This is a genomic window from Paenibacillus harenae DSM 16969, assembly GCF_000422465.1.
Lineage (GTDB): Bacteria > Bacillota > Bacilli > Paenibacillales > Paenibacillaceae > Pristimantibacillus > Pristimantibacillus harenae.
In genome coordinates, this window is sequence record NZ_KE383842.1 from 1,579,041 (window position 1) to 1,599,050 (window position 20,010).

Below are 20,010 nucleotides of genomic sequence, written 5' to 3' on the forward strand. Positions count from 1 at the left end.
ATCACTTGATTACTATTAGTTATAGCTTAAATACGGGCTATATGTCAAATAGCGATTCGCCCATTTGCTAAAGCTACCCGCGCTGCAGCTCGATCTCCGATATTCTCGATTGCTGCTGCGGCTCCAGCGTCTCCCATCCGTCCGCGCTAAGCAGTTCAAGCTGCGCTTCCACCAATGTGCGGAATCTTGCACGGTAAACCGAAGCTTGCTTCTTAAGCTCCTCCACTTCAAGCGAAACCTTACGCGATTTGGCGAGCGAGTCATTAATGATACGGTCGGCGTTTTTCTCCGATTCCTTGATAATGAGCTGCGCTTCCTTCTTCGCGTTGTTTTTCACTTCATCCGCCGCTTCCTGCGCAACGATGATCGTCTTGCTGAGCGTTTCTTCAATATTCGTAAAATGATTCAATCGTTCCTGCAAATTCAGCACTTGATTTTGCAGTTCTTTATTTTCACGAATGAGCGATTCGTAATCCTTGATGACTTGATCGAGAAATTCGTTAACTTCATCCTCGTCATAACCGCGCAATCTCCGGCCAAACTCTTTGTTATGTATGTCCAATGGCGATAACGGCATTGGCGCACCTCCTCTGGGTATTTGTGACACTGCTTACCGGATCACATGAGTTTTATGAGAAAACATTCGACAACCACACAAAAAATCCTGCATTCCATTAAATAAATTTGCCAATTCTGACTCGAATCCTGCCTTTTTTTGTCACGCCGTCAACTTCAATCACTTTGAATCGACCAAGCCCTTTGAAAGAGACGACATCTCCCGAGCGGAGCGGCGAGGAGGGATCCTCTTCCGCTTTCCAGTTCACTCGGCAGCGTCCGGCTCGAATCGGATCAACGATTTTGGACCGGCTCACCCGGTAGACGTCGCTTGCGATTCCGTCCAGACGCAAAGAGGCGACGGACAGGCTCATTTCCTCCAGCTTTGGAATGATGGTCAGAAGCTCCGTGAGCGGAATGACGTCGGTCATGACATTCACCCGATGTACCTGCCTCAGGTGGATATTTAAATAATCGGCAATTTCATCCGTAACAATGATATGACAGAATTGACCATGGACATGAATGTCTCCGATCCGGTCGCGCTTAATGCCAAGACCGAGCAGGGCGCCAAGAAAATCGCCATGATCCAGCTCCAGCCGGGCTTGTCCCGGCCCGCCGTGAACCGCAAGCACCGAAATGCCTGCGTCCTCGCTGTCCAAATCCCGGTAATCCGGCCCGATCATGGCCCGCTGACGTTCCGCCTGCGGATACCCGCCGTCAAAGCGCACAATGACGTCGGGATTGCGATTGGCGAGCATGGTCACCATTTGCGCTTGCCTCGGGTCTAAAAAATCGGTCCGCTTCAGCTCGTGCTGCTGTGCGGACCGCTCTATCCATTCCAATGCCCGATCCACGAAAGGTTTTTCTTCGGGGTGGAAATGATCATATATGCCTTGTTTCATACGTCTTCATTCCTTTAAACAAAGAAGTCCATCACTTCACAAAGAAACCTATTACCGCGATTAATCCATACGCTATGAAGCGCAGCGCGAATACGGCCAATATCGGCGATAGATCAAGCATCCCGCCGATCGGTGGGATAAATCTTCTAAAGATACCTAAGTACGGTTCAACGAGCTTGCCTAAAAACACCCCGATAAAGCTTTCACGGGCGTTAGGCAGCCAAGAAAGCAGCACATAACCGATAATCATAAAGGTGTAAATATTTTGTAACGTCATAACTGCGTAAGTTACTTTATCCATTATCTCAAGGTCACCTCATTTTGTTGTATTCAATATCCTCCGCCAGCATTTCCGTAATGGCACCTTGAATTTCTACCGTATCCGGCGTGCATAGAAAAATATTAGGACCAAGCTTAGAGATGCTGCCGTTTAAAGCGTACACCGTACCGCTGAGGAAATCAACAACCCGAACGGCCAAGTCCGTCCGGACTCTCTGCAAATTCACGATAACCGCACGGCGCGAACGCAAATGGTCGGCAATCTCCTGCGCTTCGTCATAAGAACGGGGCTCGCTTAGGACCACCCGGACATTTTTCTGTGAATGAATGCTGACGACGTTATTGCTCTTCGTATTTTTACGTGTTTCAAACGGAGAGGTTTCAGGTTCTTGATCATCCTGCTGGACGACTCTTTCACGTTCAACGACTTCCTCTTCATCCTGCAGGCCAAGGAAATTCATAAATCGGTTCATGACGCTCATGTCTTAATCCTCCTCTTTCCCTACTAGTATCGTGCCTAAACGTATCCATGTCGCTCCTTCTTCAATCGCAACCTCGAAGTCATTCGACATTCCCATGGATAGATGGGTAATTGTTCCCATAGCCTCAGATCGGCGGTTCAGCTTGTCCCGCAGCTCGCGCAGCGCTTTGAAGACCGGTCTTGTTTGTTCCGGCTCGGCTTCGTACGGCGCCATTGTCATGAGTCCGACCGGCTTGATGAATCTATAAGATCGCAGCTGGCTTACGAAATCGAATAACTGCTCCGGGGCTAGGCCTTGCTTCGAATTTTCCCCGGATACATTTACTTGAATAAAACACGGAACAACTATATCGAGCTGCGATGCCCGTTTATTGATCGCTTCCGCAAGCGACAGCCTGTCCAAAGAATGAATGTATGTAAACTTGCCGATGACGTCCTTAGCTTTGTTCGATTGCAAGGAGCCGATAAAATGCCAAACCGGCTGTCCCTCTTCGGCCTGCCCGCTGCCGCTGATCGCATTCCATTTGACCTGCGCATCCTGCCATCTGTTTTCTCCTAGATGATGCAGGCCCCGGTCCAGCGCTTCTCTAGTTGTAGCAAGCGATACATACTTGGTCACAGCTATAATCTGTATTTCATCTCTGTTTCTTCCTGACCGCTCGCAGGCTTGCCTTATGCGCTCTTCAACATGCAGTAATCTATGCTCTAATGTTGTCGACATTGTTCACCTCTCCAAGATGCCGATCCAGCTGGCCATCCGGCCGGTCGGGCCGCCTTCCTTACGGTGGGAGAAAAACAAATCCCGCCTGCAGCCAGTGCACCACTCTGTCAATTCGATATGGATCGGCAAAATTCCTGCTTTTATCATAATCTGTCGGTTTATTTCTTTCAAGTTTAAGTTTCCTTTGCCGTTTTCATGCATGCGGAGCAAATAATCTGCATCGGTCTCGCGCAGAGGAAGGTTTTCAAGCAGCTGATTGACCTGCGAGATTACGGCGCCGTCCACCTCATAGCAGCACGAACCGATGGAAGGTCCGATTGCGGCGGCCATCTCCTCCGGACGCGATCCAAACGCCTCTTCCATCGCATGGATGGTTTCCAGCGCAATTTGCTGAACCGTGCCCTTCCAGCCTGCATGCGCCAGCGCGACTGCATGATGCTTCGAATCATAGAAGTAAAGCGGCACGCAATCCGCGTAATAAGAGGCAAGCAGTACCCCAGGTTCATTCGTAATAAGGGCGTCACAGCCGCGGATCACGTCAGCATGAGCTCCTCTTCCTTTGCCTCGTTCTTCTCTCATAACACGATGTACCCGGTTGCCATGAACCTGTTCGGCGCAGGTCCACGCCTCAAACGGCCAATTTAGAGCTTCCGCGACGAGCTTCCGATTTCTAATAACAGCTTCATCGCGATCGCCGACATGCAGACCCATATTTAAAGAAGCCCAAGGCGCTTCGCTTATTCCTCCATCCCTGCCCGTAAAGCCGGCGGTCAAGCGTTCATAGCGCTGATTCCAGCCGGACAACAAAAAAAGCGAAGGTCCCTTCGCCGTTTGAATATGGTTAAACACTTCCATTTGAACATCCGCCTTTATAAAGGTTTTCGCTGTAAACCACGCATCGCAAGCGTTCACGCAGTTAGACTTTAGTTTATCTCGTTATGAGCGAGCGTGCAAATCATCTTCTTCCGAACGAATCGCTTTGGGTTCATCCATTCTTACGAGCACAACATCCGCTCCGATCTTCACGATATTTCTCCATGGAATGACGACCTCCGTCCCTCCGCTGCCGAACATCCCCAGAAATTTCGTGTACTGCGGGATTACGATGGAATCAATGCGGCCTTGTCTCAGATCAAGCTCCAGATCCGTAATTTGGCCGAGCTTCTTGCCGTCTACAATATTGATGACGTCCTTCGTTTGAAAATCGGAAATCTTCATCAGCCGCCCCCCCCATTCCTATTAAGAATTCGTCCGTATTGCTGTTTATATAACTATATGAGCAAATCGCCTAAAATGTCCTCATCGCCGCGAAAAATGATCTGACTTTCGGCCGAGCGCGAGCCTCGTTCGGTTTATCTAAGCGAAAACGCTTATTGGCGTCCTTGTCAAATTTAAAAAGACGGTGCCGCGAGGCACCGTCTTTTACGTTTTTACATGCTTTTGCATTTGTTGGATGGCCGACTTCTCCAGCCGTGACACTTGAGCCTGCGAGATGCCGATTTCATCGGCGACCTCCATTTGGGTTTTGCCTTCAAAAAATCGCATCGACAAAATCATTTTTTCACGGTCGTTCAGCTTGTGCATCGCTTCCCGCAGCGCAATTTCTTCAATCCACGACACATCCTTGTTCCGGTCGTCGCTAATTTGATCCATCACATAAATCGGGTCGCCGCCGTCATGATAGATCGGTTCGAACAAGGATACGGGATCCTGGATCGCGTCAAGGGCAAAAACGACGTCTTCCTTTGGCACATTGAGCGCTTCCGATATTTCAAATATCGTCGGTTCGCGCGAATTTCTGTTGGTTAAGCTGTCTCTCACCTGAAGCGCCTTATAAGCGATATCCCTCAGGCTCCTCGATACGCGTATCGGATTGTTGTCTCGCAAGTAACGGCGTATTTCTCCGATAATCATCGGTACGGCATAGGTGGAAAATTTGACGTTTTGTCCAAGGTCGAAATTATCTATCGCCTTCATAAGACCGATGCAGCCGACTTGAAATAAGTCGTCCACAAACTCTCCCCTATTGTTAAACCGTTGTATAACGCTAAGAACAAGCCGTAAATTGCCGTTTACTAATTTCTCTCTTGCTGCCCACTCGTTGCGGGTTTGCAATGCCGTAAATAATTCCCTCATTTCGGCATTCGTTAGGACAGGCAGTTTCGCGGTATCCACTCCACAGATCTCGACTTTATTTCGGGTCAACGTGATTACCTCCCAAGGAGAAACATTAATGTACATTATCTCCTCAGCAGGTCTTTTTATTCCTGCAACGACATCGTTCGACATCCGCCAGTTTATGCCGCAAACTAGACCATTTTATTAAATTCCTTACGCAAACGCTTAATAATTCGCTTCTCCAAGCGGGAAATATACGATTGCGAAATGCCCAGAAGGTCTGCGACATCCTTCTGCGTTTTTTCCTCGCCGTCGGCTAGTCCGAACCGCAGCTCCATAATAATACGCTCCCGCTCGGACAGTTTATCCAGCGCCTTATGGAGCAGCTTTCGGTCGACCTGCTCCTCGATATTGCGGTAAATGGTGTCGTTCTCCGTTCCGAGCACATCTGACAGCAACAGCTCGTTGCCGTCCCAATCGATATTGAGCGGTTCATCGAATGAGACTTCCGTTCTTGTCTTGCTGTTGCGGCGCAGATACATCAATATTTCATTCTCGATGCAGCGCGAGGCATAAGTCGCGAGCTTAATCTTTTTCTCCGGATCAAACGTATTTACGGCCTTGATCAATCCGATCGCGCCGATCGATACAAGATCCTCGATATGAATGCCGGTGTTCTCAAACTTCCGGGCAATATAGACGACGAGCCTTAAATTTCGTTCGATAAGCATCGCTCGGATCGCCGTATCGCCGGAAGGGAGCTTCTCCAGCAAATATTCTTCTTCCTCGCGGGTTAATGGAGGCGGGAGCGCTTCGCTGCCGCCGATATAATAAATCTCTTCGCTTTTTAGCCCGAATAAAAATAAAATTCGATAATAATATAACTGAAGGATCAATTTATACTTGACGAGCATCTGGCCCATCCCTCCTTGATTGTATATGCATTCGTTCACGCTTGCTGTTGTACCATTGACGGATGGATAATCGCTCGATATGCCCCATCAGACGTTAGCTTTCCGCCATCAAGTCCGATAAGGACTTTTCGCGTTTCATAAACTCGACCTTCCTGCGTAATTTCAACCGAATCCGGTTTAAGCGCAAGCATAAACTGCGAACCCCGGTTAACGCCTCTAAAGGGCACGAGCCGCAACCTGTCTTGCCAAATAAAAGTCTGATCATCCATTCCCGCTACAAGACGATCCACTTGTGCGTCGCGTATGCTGTTCAACCACGATTCGGGCAGATCCTCCTGCCATAAAGCGGCTTCCATCACCATGACCGGCGTTCGCGTGAGCGGATCATACAATTGATTGCCGGTATCGATCAGCCCCGTGCAGGTATGAATTCTTTCACCGATCGTAATTTTCACTTCTGCCAGATGTGTGCGCACCAGCTCCCGTTCTCTTTTTTGCGTCAATACGGTACGGTATATATACAGCCCGATACAAAACGCAGCAATGAAATAAAACAATCCCATCTTGAGTTCTACCCTCATGCTGCCATTCACGAACGAAATCGTCCTCCATACTTCCCCGGAGCCTTGCATAAATAAATAATAAAGCCCTAACACAGCGCCGGCAGCGACAAAGTTAACTGCGTAAAACGCTCCGATATTTCGCACAAAATGTTGGATCGACGAAAATCCGAACGCAATCCAGACCATAAATAACGATATGGCTACTTTCACGGCTAAGGTAAACAAAAAAGAAAGTTGCGGAAATAGCATCAGAACGACATAACAGGCTCCGACAGCAGAAGCCAATAACACCCGCCATGGACGCGGCTTTAAATGACGGGCCCATGCCGAAGTTAATAGAATCGCACCGTCAACGAGAAGCTCTCGCAAAAACATAACATCCACATATACAGCCACTTCGGTCACCTTCCTGCCACTGTCGGTTAACGGGTCTGCAGCAGGCACCCGGGAGAACGATTGAGACTAGTATATTAAAATCCTATTTCAAAGTCTGTCTATTCATGACGGCTTGACGCATCTTTTTTTGTCGAGTGATTGTATAAAAACCGTCAAACTTACCTCACTGCGTAAAGGAATTCCATTTAGAATTTGATGTAAATTAGGACTATACGTATAGTTAAAAGACGTATTGCAATGCTGACTTTTTTGTTATCCGGCGAAAGCGGTAATTTCGGTATTGGGGAGATTAGAAGTTTTTGTCAGTTCACGCGGTTTATGACAATTATTTAGCAGTTGGTTCATAGAATAAACAGGCGGGCGAGCGAAGCCTGATACGCTTAATAAGTGAAAATCAAAAAAATCCCGCCAATTCCGGGATGTCCGGCATGGCGGGATCGGTCTGCATATTAACGGTCGCTCCGCGGTCGATTACGGAGAAACGCGGGAATTTCCAGTTGATCGCTGGATGTGTTATTGGCGCCGAACGGCTTAACTGCCGGATTGTTGCCGGTATGTCTTGAATCTGCCGAATCAGCTTGCTGCTGTTGAGGTGCGCGGCGTACCGGGGCAGGCGCTTTGTGTTCAAAACCGGTCGCGATAACGGTAACTTTGATTTCATCCTTCAAATCCTCGTCAATAATGGCACCGAAGATCATGTTCACATCCGGATCGGAAGCCGAAATGACGATTTCAGCAGCTTCATTCACTTCATAGAGCGAAAGATTGCTGCCGCCTGTAATATTCATGATGACGCCCCGCGCGCCGTCGATAGACGTTTCAAGCAGCGGGCTCATAATCGCTTTTCTTGCCGCTTCCGCAGCGCGGTTCTCTCCGGTAGCGATGCCGATACCCATAAGCGCGGATCCGCGTTCGGTCATAATGGTCTTCACGTCGGCAAAGTCCAAGTTGATTAGTCCCGGAACGGCGATAAGGTCGGAAATACCTTGCACGGCTTGACGGAGCACGTTGTCCGCCTCACGGAACGCTTCCAGCATAGGCGTCTTCTTGTCAACGATTTCAAGCAAACGATCGTTCGGAATGACAATCAGCGTGTCCACCTTTTCCTTGAGCGCTTCGATTCCAAGCTCAGCTTGTCCGGAACGTTTGCGGCCTTCGAAAGTAAACGGACGCGTTACGACACCGACAGTGAGCGCGCCGCATTCGCGTGCGATCTCTGCGATTACCGGAGCCGCTCCTGTACCCGTGCCTCCGCCCATCCCGGCGGTTACGAACACCATGTCAGCGCCTTTAAGCTGATTCGCAATCACTTCGCGCGATTCTTCGGCTGCTTTGCCGCCTACCTCCGGATTAGCGCCTGCGCCTAGACCTCGGGTCAGCTTATCGCCGATTTGCAGCTTATGCTCTGACTTGGCCAGATGCAGCGCTTGAGCATCGGTATTGACCGTTATAAATTCTACGCCTTTCACACCATTTTCAATCATCCGGTTCACGGCATTGCTGCCGCCTCCGCCTACACCTATTACTTTAATTTGAGCAAGTGATTCAAGCTCAAAGTCGAATTCCAACATCTTTCATTTTCCCCCAGTCAAGCGTAAACCGCTGCAACCGGCAACAAAGCGGCTGGCAGCGTTCCGCGGTGAAATATAAGCATCGCGTTGAGGTGAAACTTATATTATCTCAAATTTTAAATAAATTCATTAAACATGCTTTTAATCCGCTCGAACATACCGGGTTTAGCTGAAGGTGCTGGACTTGCTTTGCGGCTTGCCGTTTTCTTCACTGCTCCGGCTCCACGAGCCCCCATATATTTCGAAACATACTGAATCATGCCGACGCCGCTGCTGTAAGCAGGATCTCTAACCCCGATGTAATCCGGGAGCGCAATTCTTACCGAGGACTCCAGCTCTGCCTGGGCCAAAGCAAGGGTTCCCGGCATCGATACGGTGCCGCCTGTCAGCACAAAACCGTTCACCTTATCACCGTATCCGAGAACGCGGACTTCCTGACGGATCAGATGGAAGATTTCCTGCATCCGCGGCTCGATAATGCTTGCCAGATCCAATTGCGAGAATTCCTTCTCCACGTTGCTTCCCATGCGGGTTACTTTAAACTTCACATCTTCGGCAGCGTCAGGAACATTCGAACAACCGTATTTGAGCTTGATTTTCTCCGCTTGCTCGCTTTGCGTGCGCAGACCGTACGCAATATCGTTCGTCACATACTCGCCGCCGATCGGCAGCGTAGAAGTGGCTGCCAGTCCGCCTTGATCATAAATAGCGATCGTACATGAGCCGGCGCCGATGTCAACCAGCACGGTGCCCATCGACTTCTCGTCCTTGGTTAGCGACATGACCCCGGAAGCCAGAGATAACAAGATGACGCCGGATATTCGAAGTCCAGCTTTCTCCACACAGCGCATAAGATTATGTATCGCCGTCTTCGTGCCTGTCACGATGGTCGCCTCAACCTCGAGACGAACGCCGATCATCCCGCGCGGATCGGAAATCCCTTCAAGGCCGTCCACTAAATATTGCTTCGGAACCAGATTGATAATTTCACGCTCAGGTGGAAGCGCGACTACTTTTGCCGCCTGCAATACGCGTTCAATGTCTTCCTCTCCGATTTCACGATCCTCGTTGGATACTGCAACGACGCCACGATTAGTCTGCAGCGCAATATGATTGCCCTGAATTCCTACATAAACGTCTGATATTTGAATGCCAACCATACGTTCCGCATGCTCAATCGCGTTGCGGATCGATTGCACGGTTTGGTCAATATCTACAATAGCACCTTTGCGAATACCCTCCGAGTCGGCAGATCCAACTCCAATAATATTAATGGCTCCATTATTCATTTCGCCAATAATAGCACGAACTTTGGATGTACCGATGTCCAAACTGACGATGATGTCATTGCTGCTCAACTCGCGGCACCTCCGTTTCAAATAAAGATTTGATATATTGCACTTGCCCAAGGTCTTTGTACATATTCAACGCCTTTAATATTTTCCCTCTTTTTTCAACAAAATTTTCATTATTTTTTCGTATCGTGTCGAGCTCCGTCCCTTGCTGAGCCTTCATTTTTCTCATGTTTTTCAGAACTGCCGATAATAAATGCGATAACTAAAATTCTACCATTCTTTCAAGCTATTGAGTAGTCTCTTTTTGCTCCGCATCCATATTTTCTGGAGATTCCGGCTGGAACGGAACATAGGTGTCGGCAAGGAGCATCGTAATCTTTCCAGGCTCCTGGGTTTCAATGACGGCATTCAGCGCTTCGATCTTGTCAGGCAAGACGGATACGGCTGTAATAACCTCAAACTTTGTCCTTGTAAACATGACGATCCGGTCCGGATAAGCTTTTGACGGAAAAGGAATGATCTCGGACAGGTCCGAAAGCTGTTTTGCGGGGATTTTGCCAAGCTGCGTCGTCAACTCCGCCTTAATCGGATCATCCGGAGACCAACCGGAAAGCACAGGCTTGTCTACCAGCAGCAGTTGATCGTTGCTTGCGCTTACGCTTGTGCCGTTCGACAATAGCGCAGTCATCTCTCCTTGATCTGACAACTCGAAAGCGACGACCGGAAATTCTTCCACCGCAATTTTGAATACGCCTGGAAAAACCTTCGTCACCTTTGCCTGGTTCACTTGCGGCAGCGTCTTAATATTTTCTTCGATCGTTCCGGAAGAGGTGCCGAAAAAAGCGTCCCCGACAGCAACGGCGGCTGCTTGTCCGATTTCCTCCTTGGTGGCGAATCTCGTTCCATCGATTTGAATTTCCGAAATTTTGCTAATCGAAGAATTAAAGAATAAAACGGCCAGTAGAGCAATAAATAATAGAAAGAGTATAATGATCAGCTTTCGGCTTCCCGTTCGCTTTCGGCCAGGTTCTTTTAATACAGGCATCTGAGCGCTCATAACTCGTCCCTTCCTTTACCAAAAAACATCCGGCGTTCCCCTTCGGAAAGATCGTCTCAGCTTACAAAGTAAGGCTAAGCGAGGGAAGCCGGTAGTTTCTATCTTGCTGCTCATTTGCATATCATTAATTATTAGGCACCGGCGAGTATCGCGAAATACGCGCTCCAAGCCTCGATAACATGGTTTCGATTTTGTCGTAGCCCCGATCGATATGATGAATTTGCTCAACGACCGTCTTTCCTTGCGCGGCCAGTCCGGCAATAACAAGCGCGGCGCCTGCCCGCAGATCGGTCGCTTCGACCGTAGCTCCATAGAGACGAGGCACGCCGCGAATGAAAGCGGCATTCATATCCACGCGAATATCGGCCCCCATCCGGATCAGTTCATCCACATGCTTCAACCGGCCTTCGAAAATCGTTTCTTTCAGTACGCTCACTCCGTCGGCGAGCGTAAGCAGCACCATGAGTTGCGATTGCAAATCCGTAGGGAAAGCGGGGTACGGAGACGTTACGATCCTCTCGACCGCCTTAGGTCTGGCGGCGCTGCCGACTTTAATTATATCACCGTCGATGACAATTTGAACACCTGCACGGCGCAGAACGTGAATTAGGGAGGTTAAGTGCGCAGGTTGCGTATTTTGGAGGGTTACTTGACCGCGCGTCGCGGCAGCGGCTACCATAATCGTCCCTGCTACGATCCGGTCCGGAATCACCTTGTAACGACATGGCGTTAACGACTGTACCCCTTCTATCGTTATGGTATCCGTTCCGGCGCCCATAATCTTCGCGCCCATCGTAATCAGAAAACGCTGCAAATCTTGAATTTCCGGTTCGCGTGCGGCATTGCTGATCGTCGTCCGTCCCTCGGCCAGAGCAGCGGCCATCATAATGTTCTCCGTTGCGCCGACGCTCGGGAAGCTTAAATGAATATCGGCTCCGGTCAGTTTATCCGCGCGGCATATGATCCGGTTACCCAATTCCTCTATTTCCGCGCCAAGCGCTTGCAGTCCCTGCAGGTGAAGATCGATCTTACGTTCGCCGATTGCGCAACCGCCCGGCTGATAAACTTGCGTTTCGCCAAACCTGGCTAATAACGGCCCCATTAGAAAAATAGAAGAACGCATCTGTCTCATTAACGATTCCGGCACATGGGAAGTATGTGCGGTTTCTGTATCCAGCACAACCGTGCCTCCCGTATGCTCGGCGCGGCATCCTAGTTCGCGCAAAATGTTCAGCATGACATCGATATCAAGCAAATCAGGCACATGATCGATCGTAATGGTGCCTTCGGCCAGCAGACTGGCAGCCAGTATCGGCAAAGCGGCATTTTTCGCTCCTTGGATAACTATGGTTCCTGAGAGTGGTTTCCCGCCTTCAATCACCAATTTGTCCAATGTATCACCTCCGAATTACCGCTCGCCCACCACCAATACTTCCGGTACCAGCAGGATGCCGAAGCGATCCTGCACAGTGCTTCGAATATGAGCGATGAGGGCGAGAACGTCTTCAGCTGTCGCTTGCCCGGTGTTTACAATAAAATTGGCATGCTGCTCGGAAACCTGCGCGCCGCCGCGGCGTACGCCTTTAAGCCCCGCCTCTTGAATAAGCCGGGCGGCATGATCGTTCGGAGGATTACGGAATACGCTGCCCGCGCTTGGAAGCTGCAGCGGCTGCGTCTTTCGTCTCCTATCCTTATGAGAGGCCATTGCGGCTGCTATTTCCTTCCGGTCACCCTCCGCAAGCTCAAAGGTCGCCTCCACGACGACTCCCTTTTGATCCTGCAACACGGAATGCCGGTATGAAAACCGCATATCGTCCTTTTCATAGCGAACCAATTCTCCTGTTTCCAGTACAATCTCAGCTGACTTAAAAATACGTGACACATCCGATCCGTGCGCACCGGCGTTCATATAGACGGCGCCGCCTACCGTACCTGGAATTCCCCCCGCGAATTCAAGTCCGGTCAGCCCTTCCTTCCCCGCCATAACCGATAGCTTAATGAACGAATAAGAAGCGCCGGCGACCGCTAGCGAGCCTTCGAAACGCACATAATCTAATCCCTTGTGCGGCTTCATTACAACTCCGCGAATCCCTTTGTCACTCACCAGCATATTGGAGCCCCGGCCCAAATTAGTCCAAGCAATCCCGTGCTTGCGGAACAAGCGGACAGCTAAGGCTAATTCTTCTTTGCCTGCGGGGAGGATAAGGATGTCGGCAGGTCCGCCGATTTTCCATGTCGTATAGTTCGAGAGCGGTTCATTGTACAATATTTCGCCTATGCCGGCTTGTTCCAATTCCGCTTTAAATGCATCCATCTCGTTGAATCCTCCTTCGGAACTAGCAATGGGGATGAGTATCGAACGATTCGCAAATGCCGGATCGGGCAGCACGGGAGCCGCGCGGCCGGACATTTCAGCTGCAACAACCGCCTTTCGGGCGACGGTCACGAATATAGAGTATCTTATGCCCATGTAGGCTCTTGTGTGACAATGGCCCATACGCCGCGATCCGCGTTCAATCGCACTCTCATCCTGTTTCAGTCAGGGAGCTCTCAGGGTTGTCTTTCTCCCCCGGGAACCGCCCCGTTTCATTCCTATGAATAATTTCTCATCTTGAATATCGTGAAATATTAAGTAATATGCCAAGCGCCGTCAACAACAGCGTCAGTGATGATCCGCCGTAGCTGACGAGCGGCAGCGTTATCCCCGTAACAGGCATCATCCCGATGACAACACCGACATTTATAAGAACCTGTACGCCGACAATGCCGGTTATGCCTACAGCCAGCAAGCTGCCGAACGTATCGGGAGCCGCGATTGCCGCGCGCACGCCGCGCCATACGACGATCAAGAATAATAAGATCAGTGACGTTCCGCCGATGAAGCCAAGCTCTTCCGCCAGGATCGAGAAAATAAAGTCCGTTTGCGGCTCGGGCAGGTAGCTGTATTTTTGCCGGCTCATGCCGAGTCCGAGACCGACCAAGCCGCCCGGCCCGATCGCGAACAAGGATTGAATAATTTGGTAGCCCCCGCCAAGCGGATCGGCCCAGGGATCAAGAAAATTGGTGATCCGCTTCAGCCGGTAAGGCGCCGCAATAATCAGCCCGACAAAACCTGCAACCCCGATCATCGCTAAACCGCCCAGGTGAGTCAGTCTGGCGCCCGCCGTGAAAATAAGCAGCAGCGACGCTCCCACCATGACCGCTCCCGTTCCCAAGTCCGGCTGAAGCATAATGAGTCCGAAGGCTAGTCCGACCAAGCCGAGCGGCGGCATGAGCCCTTTCGTGAAGTGGGTAATCGTCTGCTGCTTCTCGGATAGCCACTTCGCCAGAAACAGAATCATGGCCAGCTTCATGAACTCGGAAGGCTGAATGCCGAAGGAGCTGATGCCGAGCCAGCTGCGAGCGCCGCCGCGGACGACGCCGACGCCGGGAATAAGCACGAGCACAAGCAGCCCGAAGCAGACGAGCAGCGCGATCGGAGCCCATTTCTTCCAGGTCGTGTAGTGCGTATTCATCGTAAAAATTAATGCGCCGATGCCTAAGGCGGCAAATAGCGCCTGACGCTTCACAAAATAGAATCGGTCTCCGTGCTCATGAAAAGCAAGGACAGCGCTTGCGCTGTACACCATAATTAATCCGATTGCAAGAATCAGCCCTATTGCGGCAAGCATCCAAATATCCGGGGCAGAACGCGCTTTGGCCATAGCGAACACACCTCTTAGCATGGGAAAGTAGGGACATGCCCCCTACTTACAAGGTATGCGCCGAATCCTTAAAAATGCGCCCTCTCTGCTCATAGGTAGCAAACATATCCCAGCTGGCGCACGCCGGCGACAGCAGGACGATGTCGCCGGGCTCCGCCATGGCCGCGGCTTGCTTCACCGCTTGCCGGAGGACGGATTCGGCGTCCTCACTAGGTTCGGCGATTTCCACTCTCGCTAAACCTGCGAGCTTGGCCGCGCGGGACAGCTTCTCCCGTGTCTCGCCAAACGCAACGAGCCCCTTCAGGCGGTCGCGGAATAGCGGAACGAGCTCCATGTAATCCGAGCCTCGGTCAAGTCCTCCAGCCACAAGTACGATCGGAGCGGCGAGCGAACGCACCGCCATCTTCGTCGCCGCAGGATTCGTCGCTTTGGAATCGTTATAATATTTCACGCCGTTCACCTCGCGAACGAACTCCAGCCGGTGCTCGACGCCTTTAAACTGCTTCAGAGGCTCTATAAGCTGCTCCGGCGGCACTCCCGCCGCCAAGCATGCCGCGACGGCAGCCAGCGCGTTAGCGGCATTGTGGCGCCCTGGAATACCGAGCTCGTCTACCGGCAATATCGCCGTTTCGGATCCGTCAGCCTGACGGAACATAATTTGCCTAACCGTATGCCCCCCCTTATCCTCCGGGTCCAATGGAAACGGGGGATCTATGTAGACGCCTGTCTCCAATCGCTCATACAGGGAGAACGGGAGAAGCTCCGCTGCGAGCAGCGCGGATAATGCCCGGCATTCCGGATCATCCCAGTTGATCACGGCCGTGTCCTCCGGCGTCTGGTTATCGAACAGCTTCGCTTTGGAATTGACGTAGTCATCCATATCGCCATGGTAATCAAGATGCGTCTCCGCAATGTTCAACAGCAGCGCAATGCGGGGACGAAATGCATCCGTTCCCTTCAGCTGGAAGCTGCTCAGCTCGGCAACGATCCATTGATCCTCCGCCGCTTCGAGCGCCGCCTCACAGAGCGGGCGTCCGATATTGCCGGCCACAATCGGCTTCATGCCGGCAGATTCCAGCAGCTCGCCGATCCAGGTAGTCGTTGTCGTTTTTCCATTGGAGCCCGTGATGCCGATGATCGGCGCAGGCGAGAGCCAATAGGCAACCTCCACCTCCGTAATGACCTCAACGCCGATCGCTTCGGCTTGCGCCACTGGCGGCGCCGAATATGGAATGCCCGGATTTTTGACTAACAATGCCGTATCCTCCGTAATCAGATCATCCGGATGATAACCGCATAGCACAGAAATGCCCAAAGCAGTGAGTTCATCCGCTTCGGGGCATAATTCGCGTTCTTTCTTGTCGTTCACGAAGACGTCGGCGCCTAATTGATGAAATACTTTCGCAACGCTGACCCCGCTTCTGGCCAAGCCTAATACGACTACTCGGCTGCCTTGATAAGTTGCCGGATGGTTCATAACTGACAGTCCCTTCTATGGATACATGAAACGGCTCCGCTTATGCGGAAGCCGTCTGCTCGACTTGCATTTGGACAAGCTTAAATGACAAACATCAGACCGGCAGCCGCCAGAACAAGTCCGACGAGCCAGAACACCGTCACGACCTTCCACTCCGACCAGCCGATCAATTCAAAATGGTGGTGAATCGGACTCATCTTGAAAATCCGCTTGCCGCGCAGTTTGAAGGACGTTACCTGCAAAATGACCGACAGCATCTCAAGCACGAAAACGCCCCCGATAATAATGAGCAGCAGCTCGGTCTTCGTCAGGATAGCCACTGCCGCAATACCGCCGCCGATGCCAAGCGAGCCCATATCTCCCATGAACACCTTGGCCGGATGGGCGTTGAATACAAGAAAGCCGAGCACGGCGCCGACCATTGCGGCGGAGAAAACCGCGGATTCATGGGCCGAGGTCTGCAGCGCCACGATCGTGAACGCGCCGAACGCGATCGCGCTGGTGCCGGCAAGCAGGCCGTCGAGCCCGTCCGTGAAATTAACCGAATTGCTCGCGGCGAACATGATAATGACTACTAACGGATAATAAAACCAACCCAGATCCATGCCCCAGCTTGTACCGGGAACTGTAATTTCCGTGCTGTGGTTCATATTATACAGCATAGCGCAGACCAGAATCGAAAAGAGCAGCTGTCCGAACAGCTTCTGCCTGGCCGTCAGGCCAAGCGACCGCTTGAATACGATTTTAATATAATCATCCAGAAAGCCGACAAGCCCAAAGCCCAGAGATGCCGTAAGGAGCACCCAAAATTCGGCCGTTTTATCGGAAAATTTCAAGAAGGCGATCATGAGCGCGAACATAATGATAATACCGCCCATCGTCGGCGTTCCGCTCTTTTTCAAATGGCTTTGCGGGCCTTCCGTACGGATCTGCTGACCAAACTTTAAACGCCGGAGCAGCGGAATGAACAATGGCACCATCAAAACCGCCAGCAAAAACGAAGCTCCGATCGAAAATAAAATGACCATCATGTCCATAACGTCACCCCACCTCTAAAGCTTGGACAATCTGTTCCATCCGCATGCCGCGCGAACCTTTGATCAGCACAATGTCCTCCGGCCGCAGCTCGGCGCGAAGCCGCTGCGCTAGCTTTTCCTTATCGTCAAAATGGATGACGGCTTCCGAAGCCGAGCTTGGAAACCGCGAGCCCGCACCCTTTGCGGTATGTACCGACAAAGGTCCGTAGGTAAACACGGCATCGGCCTTTGACGGCGTAATATATGCGCCGACATCGAAATGCAGCTCCTGTTCTTCGGGTCCCAGCTCCAGCATATCGCCAAGCACAATCCATTTGCGGCGGTAGCCGTCTAATTGTTCGACAAGATCGACAGCCGCCTTTACCGCGGTTGGGTTCGCATTGTATGCGTCATTGAGAATCATTGCCCCGTTAAAGGCGCGAACCGGTTGAATCCGCATGCCCGTAAGCTTCATGCCGCCAAGTCCTTCAACGATCTTCGCGGCGGGAACGCCGAAGAATCGTCCGACGGCTATCGCTGCCAGCGCATTGCTTACGTTATGCCGGCCGGGAACCGGAATGCGGACGGTACCCATCCCGCTCGGCGTGCCGTTATACAGCGTCGTAAACGACGACGCCTCCGGTCCGATCGTAATATCGGCAGCCGACCATTCGTTACGCTCGCTTAATCCGAACGTCCGGCGAACGATGCCTGCGGGAAGAACGGCCCGGTGAAGCTCCGACTCCAGCAGGGGCTCATCGCCGTTGTACAGCAGCAGCCCGTCCTCGCTTAAGCCCTGGGCAATCTCAAGCTTCGCCTTCGCAATTCCCGCTCGGGAGCCGAGGTGCAGCAAATGAGCATCCCCGACGTTCGTGATGATCGCGGCGTCGGGCTGAGCGATTTTCGTCAGAAGCTCAATCTCGCCGAATCCGCTCATGCCCATCTCCAGTACCGCAACCTCCGTCTCCTCGTCCAGCCCGAGAACCGTAAGCGGCAATCCGATATGGTTATTCAGATTGCCTTCCGTTTTACGCACCCGATAAGTCGTGCCGAGGATGGCGGCCGTCATATCCTTGGTCGTCGTTTTGCCGTTGCTTCCCGTAATGCCGACCACGCGGACGACGAGCTCGCTGCGGTAAGCCGAAGCGAGACGCTGGAGCGCGGCCAGCGTATCTCCCACGATAAGCAGCGGAACATCCGCGAGTCCCTCCGGCACTTCGCGCCCCTTCTGCCACAGCGCAGCCGCCGCTCCGTTCTGAACAGCCTGCTCCAAATAATCATGGCCGTCGAAACGCTCGCCGGCCAGAGGCACGAACAACCGACCCGCCCCTGCCTGCCGCGAGTCGGTCGTCACACCCGATATTAGAAGCTCAGGATCGCTTCCATTCCATTTAGCGCCGCTCATTTCGGCTATTTGCTTGATCGTACGTTTAATCAATGTATGATTCCCCTTATCGCTTCTTTCGCAACTATTCGATCGTCGAACGGATGCTTGATGCCGTTTATGTCTTGGTAGGTTTCATGACCTTTCCCCGCAATCAATACTACATCGCCCGGGCTTGCCATTTCAACCGCTTTTTGAATTGCGGCCTTGCGGTCGGCGATTAACTCGTATTTTTCATGGTTAATATTGCTATTTATCAGTCCCGCTTCGATATCCTTCATAATGCGTTCCGGCTCTTCCGTGCGCGGATTATCGGAGGTAATAATCATATGCTCGGCATGCGCCGCCGCTATGGCTCCCATTAACGGACGTTTGGTCCGGTCACGGTCGCCGCCACAGCCGAATACGCAAATAATCCGTTTCTCGGCGAACTCCCTTACCGCTCTCAGCACGTTATCGAGTCCATCCGGCGTGTGAGCATAGTCGACAATAACGGCAAAGTCTTGTCCGGCATGGACCGCCTCAACGCGTCCGGGCACGCCGGGAATAGAGCTTAGGCTGGAGGTTATCGCTTCAAGCTCTACCCCTTCAATTAGTACTGCGCTCATGGCCGCTAATGCATTATAAACATTAAACTTGCCGGCCATCTGGAGCGTAACGTCCGCATCGCCCCGGAACGTGCTGACGCGAAAGGTTGTTCCCTTCGCCGTTATACGGATATTCGACGCGCGGACATCGGCGGGATGATCGATGCCATAGGTTACGACATCGGCGGCTGTAAGTTCTGCGTACGCAGCGGCGACTTCATCATCCGCGTTAAGTACAGCGTATGAACGCTCGGTTTCCTTCGCTTTATATGCATTGCCTAAACGGGAGAAGAACAACCCTTTCGCCGCCGCGTACCGGCTCATCGTTTCATGATAATCCAGATGATCCTGGGATAAATTCGTAAATACGGCCGTCCGGAAGCGGCAGCCCTTCACCCGGCCCTGCTCCAGCGCATGCGAGGAAACCTCCATGGCGCAGTATTCGGTGCCGGCGTCGCGCATGCGGCTCAAATACTGCTGCAATTGCAGCGTCTGCGGCGTCGTGCTTGACATCGGGAAGGACAGCCCCGCATACCGCAGCTCGATCGTGCCGATGACGCCGGTCGCCCTATTCTGATCGTTTAGGATTTGCTCGATTAAATAAGTCGTTGTCGTTTTTCCGTTCGTGCCGGTAACGCCGATCAGCTTGACGTCCTGGCTGGGATAGCCGTAAAAATGATTTGCGACAACGGCCATGGCCAGCCTCGCGTCCCGTACGATGAGCTGCGGAATGTTTACCTCTTGCTCTCTCTCCGCTATGATGGCGGCCGCGCCGGCTGCTGCCGCTTCCTGTGCAAATAAGTGCCCGTCTACCCGGTGTCCCCTCAAACAAATAAACAATTGGCCTGCCTGGATGGTTCTTGAATCATTCCCGATTCCGGTCAATTCCGTCTCCCCATCGCCAACGAGCCGCGACGTTATAAGCAGCTTAGCAACTTCCTTCAATCGCATCTGCTACAACCCCTCTCTTAAGCGCTAACGGTTTTA

21 protein-coding genes are annotated in these 20,010 nt (G+C 51.8%); all 21 read right to left on the reverse strand.

Going from position 1 to position 20,010, the window contains the following annotated elements:
- Window positions 1-73: 73 nt before the first annotated feature.
- Complete coding sequence (locus H581_RS0117835) at window positions 74-577, reverse strand: DivIVA domain-containing protein (protein WP_028611208.1); 504 nt, start codon at window positions 575-577, stop codon at window positions 74-76.
- Window positions 578-674: 97 nt separating this feature from the next.
- Window positions 675-1,460: a YlmH family RNA-binding protein gene (locus H581_RS0117840; RefSeq protein WP_028611209.1), complete on the reverse strand. Its 786-nt coding sequence runs from the start codon at window positions 1,458-1,460 to the stop codon at window positions 675-677.
- A gap of 31 nt (window positions 1,461-1,491) precedes the next feature.
- Window positions 1,492-1,761 carry a YggT family protein gene (locus tag H581_RS0117845; RefSeq protein ID WP_028611210.1) on the reverse strand — a complete coding sequence of 90 codons (270 nt, stop codon included), beginning with the start codon at window positions 1,759-1,761 and terminating at the stop codon, window positions 1,492-1,494.
- A 10-nt stretch (window positions 1,762-1,771) separates the two neighbouring features.
- Complete coding sequence (locus H581_RS0117850) at window positions 1,772-2,221, reverse strand: cell division protein SepF (protein ID WP_028611211.1); 450 nt, start codon at window positions 2,219-2,221, stop codon at window positions 1,772-1,774.
- A 3-nt stretch (window positions 2,222-2,224) separates the two neighbouring features.
- Window positions 2,225-2,941, reverse strand: a complete 717-nt coding sequence (locus H581_RS0117855; RefSeq protein ID WP_028611212.1) for a YggS family pyridoxal phosphate-dependent enzyme — start codon at window positions 2,939-2,941, stop codon at window positions 2,225-2,227.
- A 3-nt stretch (window positions 2,942-2,944) separates the two neighbouring features.
- The gene (gene pgeF / locus H581_RS0117860) at window positions 2,945-3,796 is read right to left on the reverse strand and encodes a peptidoglycan editing factor PgeF (RefSeq protein ID WP_028611213.1); all 852 of its coding nucleotides are present in this window, start codon (window positions 3,794-3,796) and stop codon (window positions 2,945-2,947) included.
- 81 nt (window positions 3,797-3,877) lie between these two features.
- The gene (locus H581_RS0117865) at window positions 3,878-4,159 is read right to left on the reverse strand and encodes a YlmC/YmxH family sporulation protein (RefSeq protein WP_028611214.1); all 282 of its coding nucleotides are present in this window, start codon (window positions 4,157-4,159) and stop codon (window positions 3,878-3,880) included.
- 204 nt (window positions 4,160-4,363) lie between these two features.
- Window positions 4,364-5,146, reverse strand: a complete 783-nt coding sequence (gene sigG, locus H581_RS0117870) for an RNA polymerase sporulation sigma factor SigG (RefSeq protein WP_028611215.1) — start codon at window positions 5,144-5,146, stop codon at window positions 4,364-4,366.
- 104 nt (window positions 5,147-5,250) lie between these two features.
- A complete protein-coding gene (sigE, locus tag H581_RS0117875) occupies window positions 5,251-5,973 on the reverse strand; it encodes an RNA polymerase sporulation sigma factor SigE (protein WP_028611216.1) in 723 nt (240 codons plus the stop codon).
- Window positions 5,974-6,008: 35 nt separating this feature from the next.
- Complete coding sequence (spoIIGA, locus tag H581_RS0117880; protein ID WP_028611217.1) at window positions 6,009-6,932, reverse strand: sigma-E processing peptidase SpoIIGA; 924 nt, start codon at window positions 6,930-6,932, stop codon at window positions 6,009-6,011.
- A 449-nt stretch (window positions 6,933-7,381) separates the two neighbouring features.
- Window positions 7,382-8,503, reverse strand: coding sequence for a cell division protein FtsZ (gene ftsZ, locus H581_RS0117885; protein WP_028611218.1), 1,122 nt, complete (start codon window positions 8,501-8,503; stop codon window positions 7,382-7,384).
- A gap of 116 nt (window positions 8,504-8,619) precedes the next feature.
- Window positions 8,620-9,861 (reverse strand): cell division protein FtsA, encoded by a 1,242-nt coding sequence (gene ftsA / locus H581_RS0117890; protein WP_028611219.1) that lies wholly within the window; start codon window positions 9,859-9,861, stop codon window positions 8,620-8,622.
- Window positions 9,848-10,027, reverse strand: a complete 180-nt coding sequence (locus H581_RS0117895) for a hypothetical protein (RefSeq protein WP_028611220.1) — start codon at window positions 10,025-10,027, stop codon at window positions 9,848-9,850. The genes ftsA and H581_RS0117895 overlap by 14 nt, the downstream gene beginning before the upstream one ends.
- A gap of 57 nt (window positions 10,028-10,084) precedes the next feature.
- Window positions 10,085-10,855, reverse strand: coding sequence for a cell division protein FtsQ/DivIB (locus H581_RS0117900; RefSeq protein ID WP_028611221.1), 771 nt, complete (start codon window positions 10,853-10,855; stop codon window positions 10,085-10,087).
- A gap of 124 nt (window positions 10,856-10,979) precedes the next feature.
- Window positions 10,980-12,248: a UDP-N-acetylglucosamine 1-carboxyvinyltransferase gene (gene murA / locus H581_RS0117905; RefSeq protein ID WP_028611222.1), complete on the reverse strand. Its 1,269-nt coding sequence runs from the start codon at window positions 12,246-12,248 to the stop codon at window positions 10,980-10,982.
- A 15-nt stretch (window positions 12,249-12,263) separates the two neighbouring features.
- Window positions 12,264-13,169 (reverse strand): UDP-N-acetylmuramate dehydrogenase, encoded by a 906-nt coding sequence (gene murB / locus H581_RS0117910; protein WP_028611223.1) that lies wholly within the window; start codon window positions 13,167-13,169, stop codon window positions 12,264-12,266.
- Between the two features lie 292 nt (window positions 13,170-13,461).
- Window positions 13,462-14,559, reverse strand: coding sequence for a stage V sporulation protein E (spoVE, locus tag H581_RS0117915; protein WP_028611224.1), 1,098 nt, complete (start codon window positions 14,557-14,559; stop codon window positions 13,462-13,464).
- A 46-nt stretch (window positions 14,560-14,605) separates the two neighbouring features.
- Window positions 14,606-16,036 (reverse strand): UDP-N-acetylmuramoyl-L-alanine--D-glutamate ligase, encoded by a 1,431-nt coding sequence (gene murD / locus H581_RS0117920; RefSeq protein WP_028611225.1) that lies wholly within the window; start codon window positions 16,034-16,036, stop codon window positions 14,606-14,608.
- 80 nt (window positions 16,037-16,116) lie between these two features.
- On the reverse strand, window positions 16,117-17,073 hold the full coding sequence (mraY, locus tag H581_RS0117925; protein WP_028611226.1) for a phospho-N-acetylmuramoyl-pentapeptide-transferase: 957 nt from the start codon (window positions 17,071-17,073) through the stop codon (window positions 16,117-16,119).
- A gap of 4 nt (window positions 17,074-17,077) precedes the next feature.
- Window positions 17,078-18,490 carry a UDP-N-acetylmuramoyl-tripeptide--D-alanyl-D-alanine ligase gene (locus H581_RS0117930; protein ID WP_028611227.1) on the reverse strand — a complete coding sequence of 471 codons (1,413 nt, stop codon included), beginning with the start codon at window positions 18,488-18,490 and terminating at the stop codon, window positions 17,078-17,080.
- Entirely contained in the window at window positions 18,487-19,974 is a 1,488-nt protein-coding gene (locus H581_RS0117935; RefSeq protein ID WP_028611228.1) for a UDP-N-acetylmuramoyl-L-alanyl-D-glutamate--2,6-diaminopimelate ligase, read from the reverse strand. The genes H581_RS0117930 and H581_RS0117935 overlap by 4 nt, the downstream gene beginning before the upstream one ends.
- Window positions 19,975-20,010 lie beyond the last annotated feature (36 nt).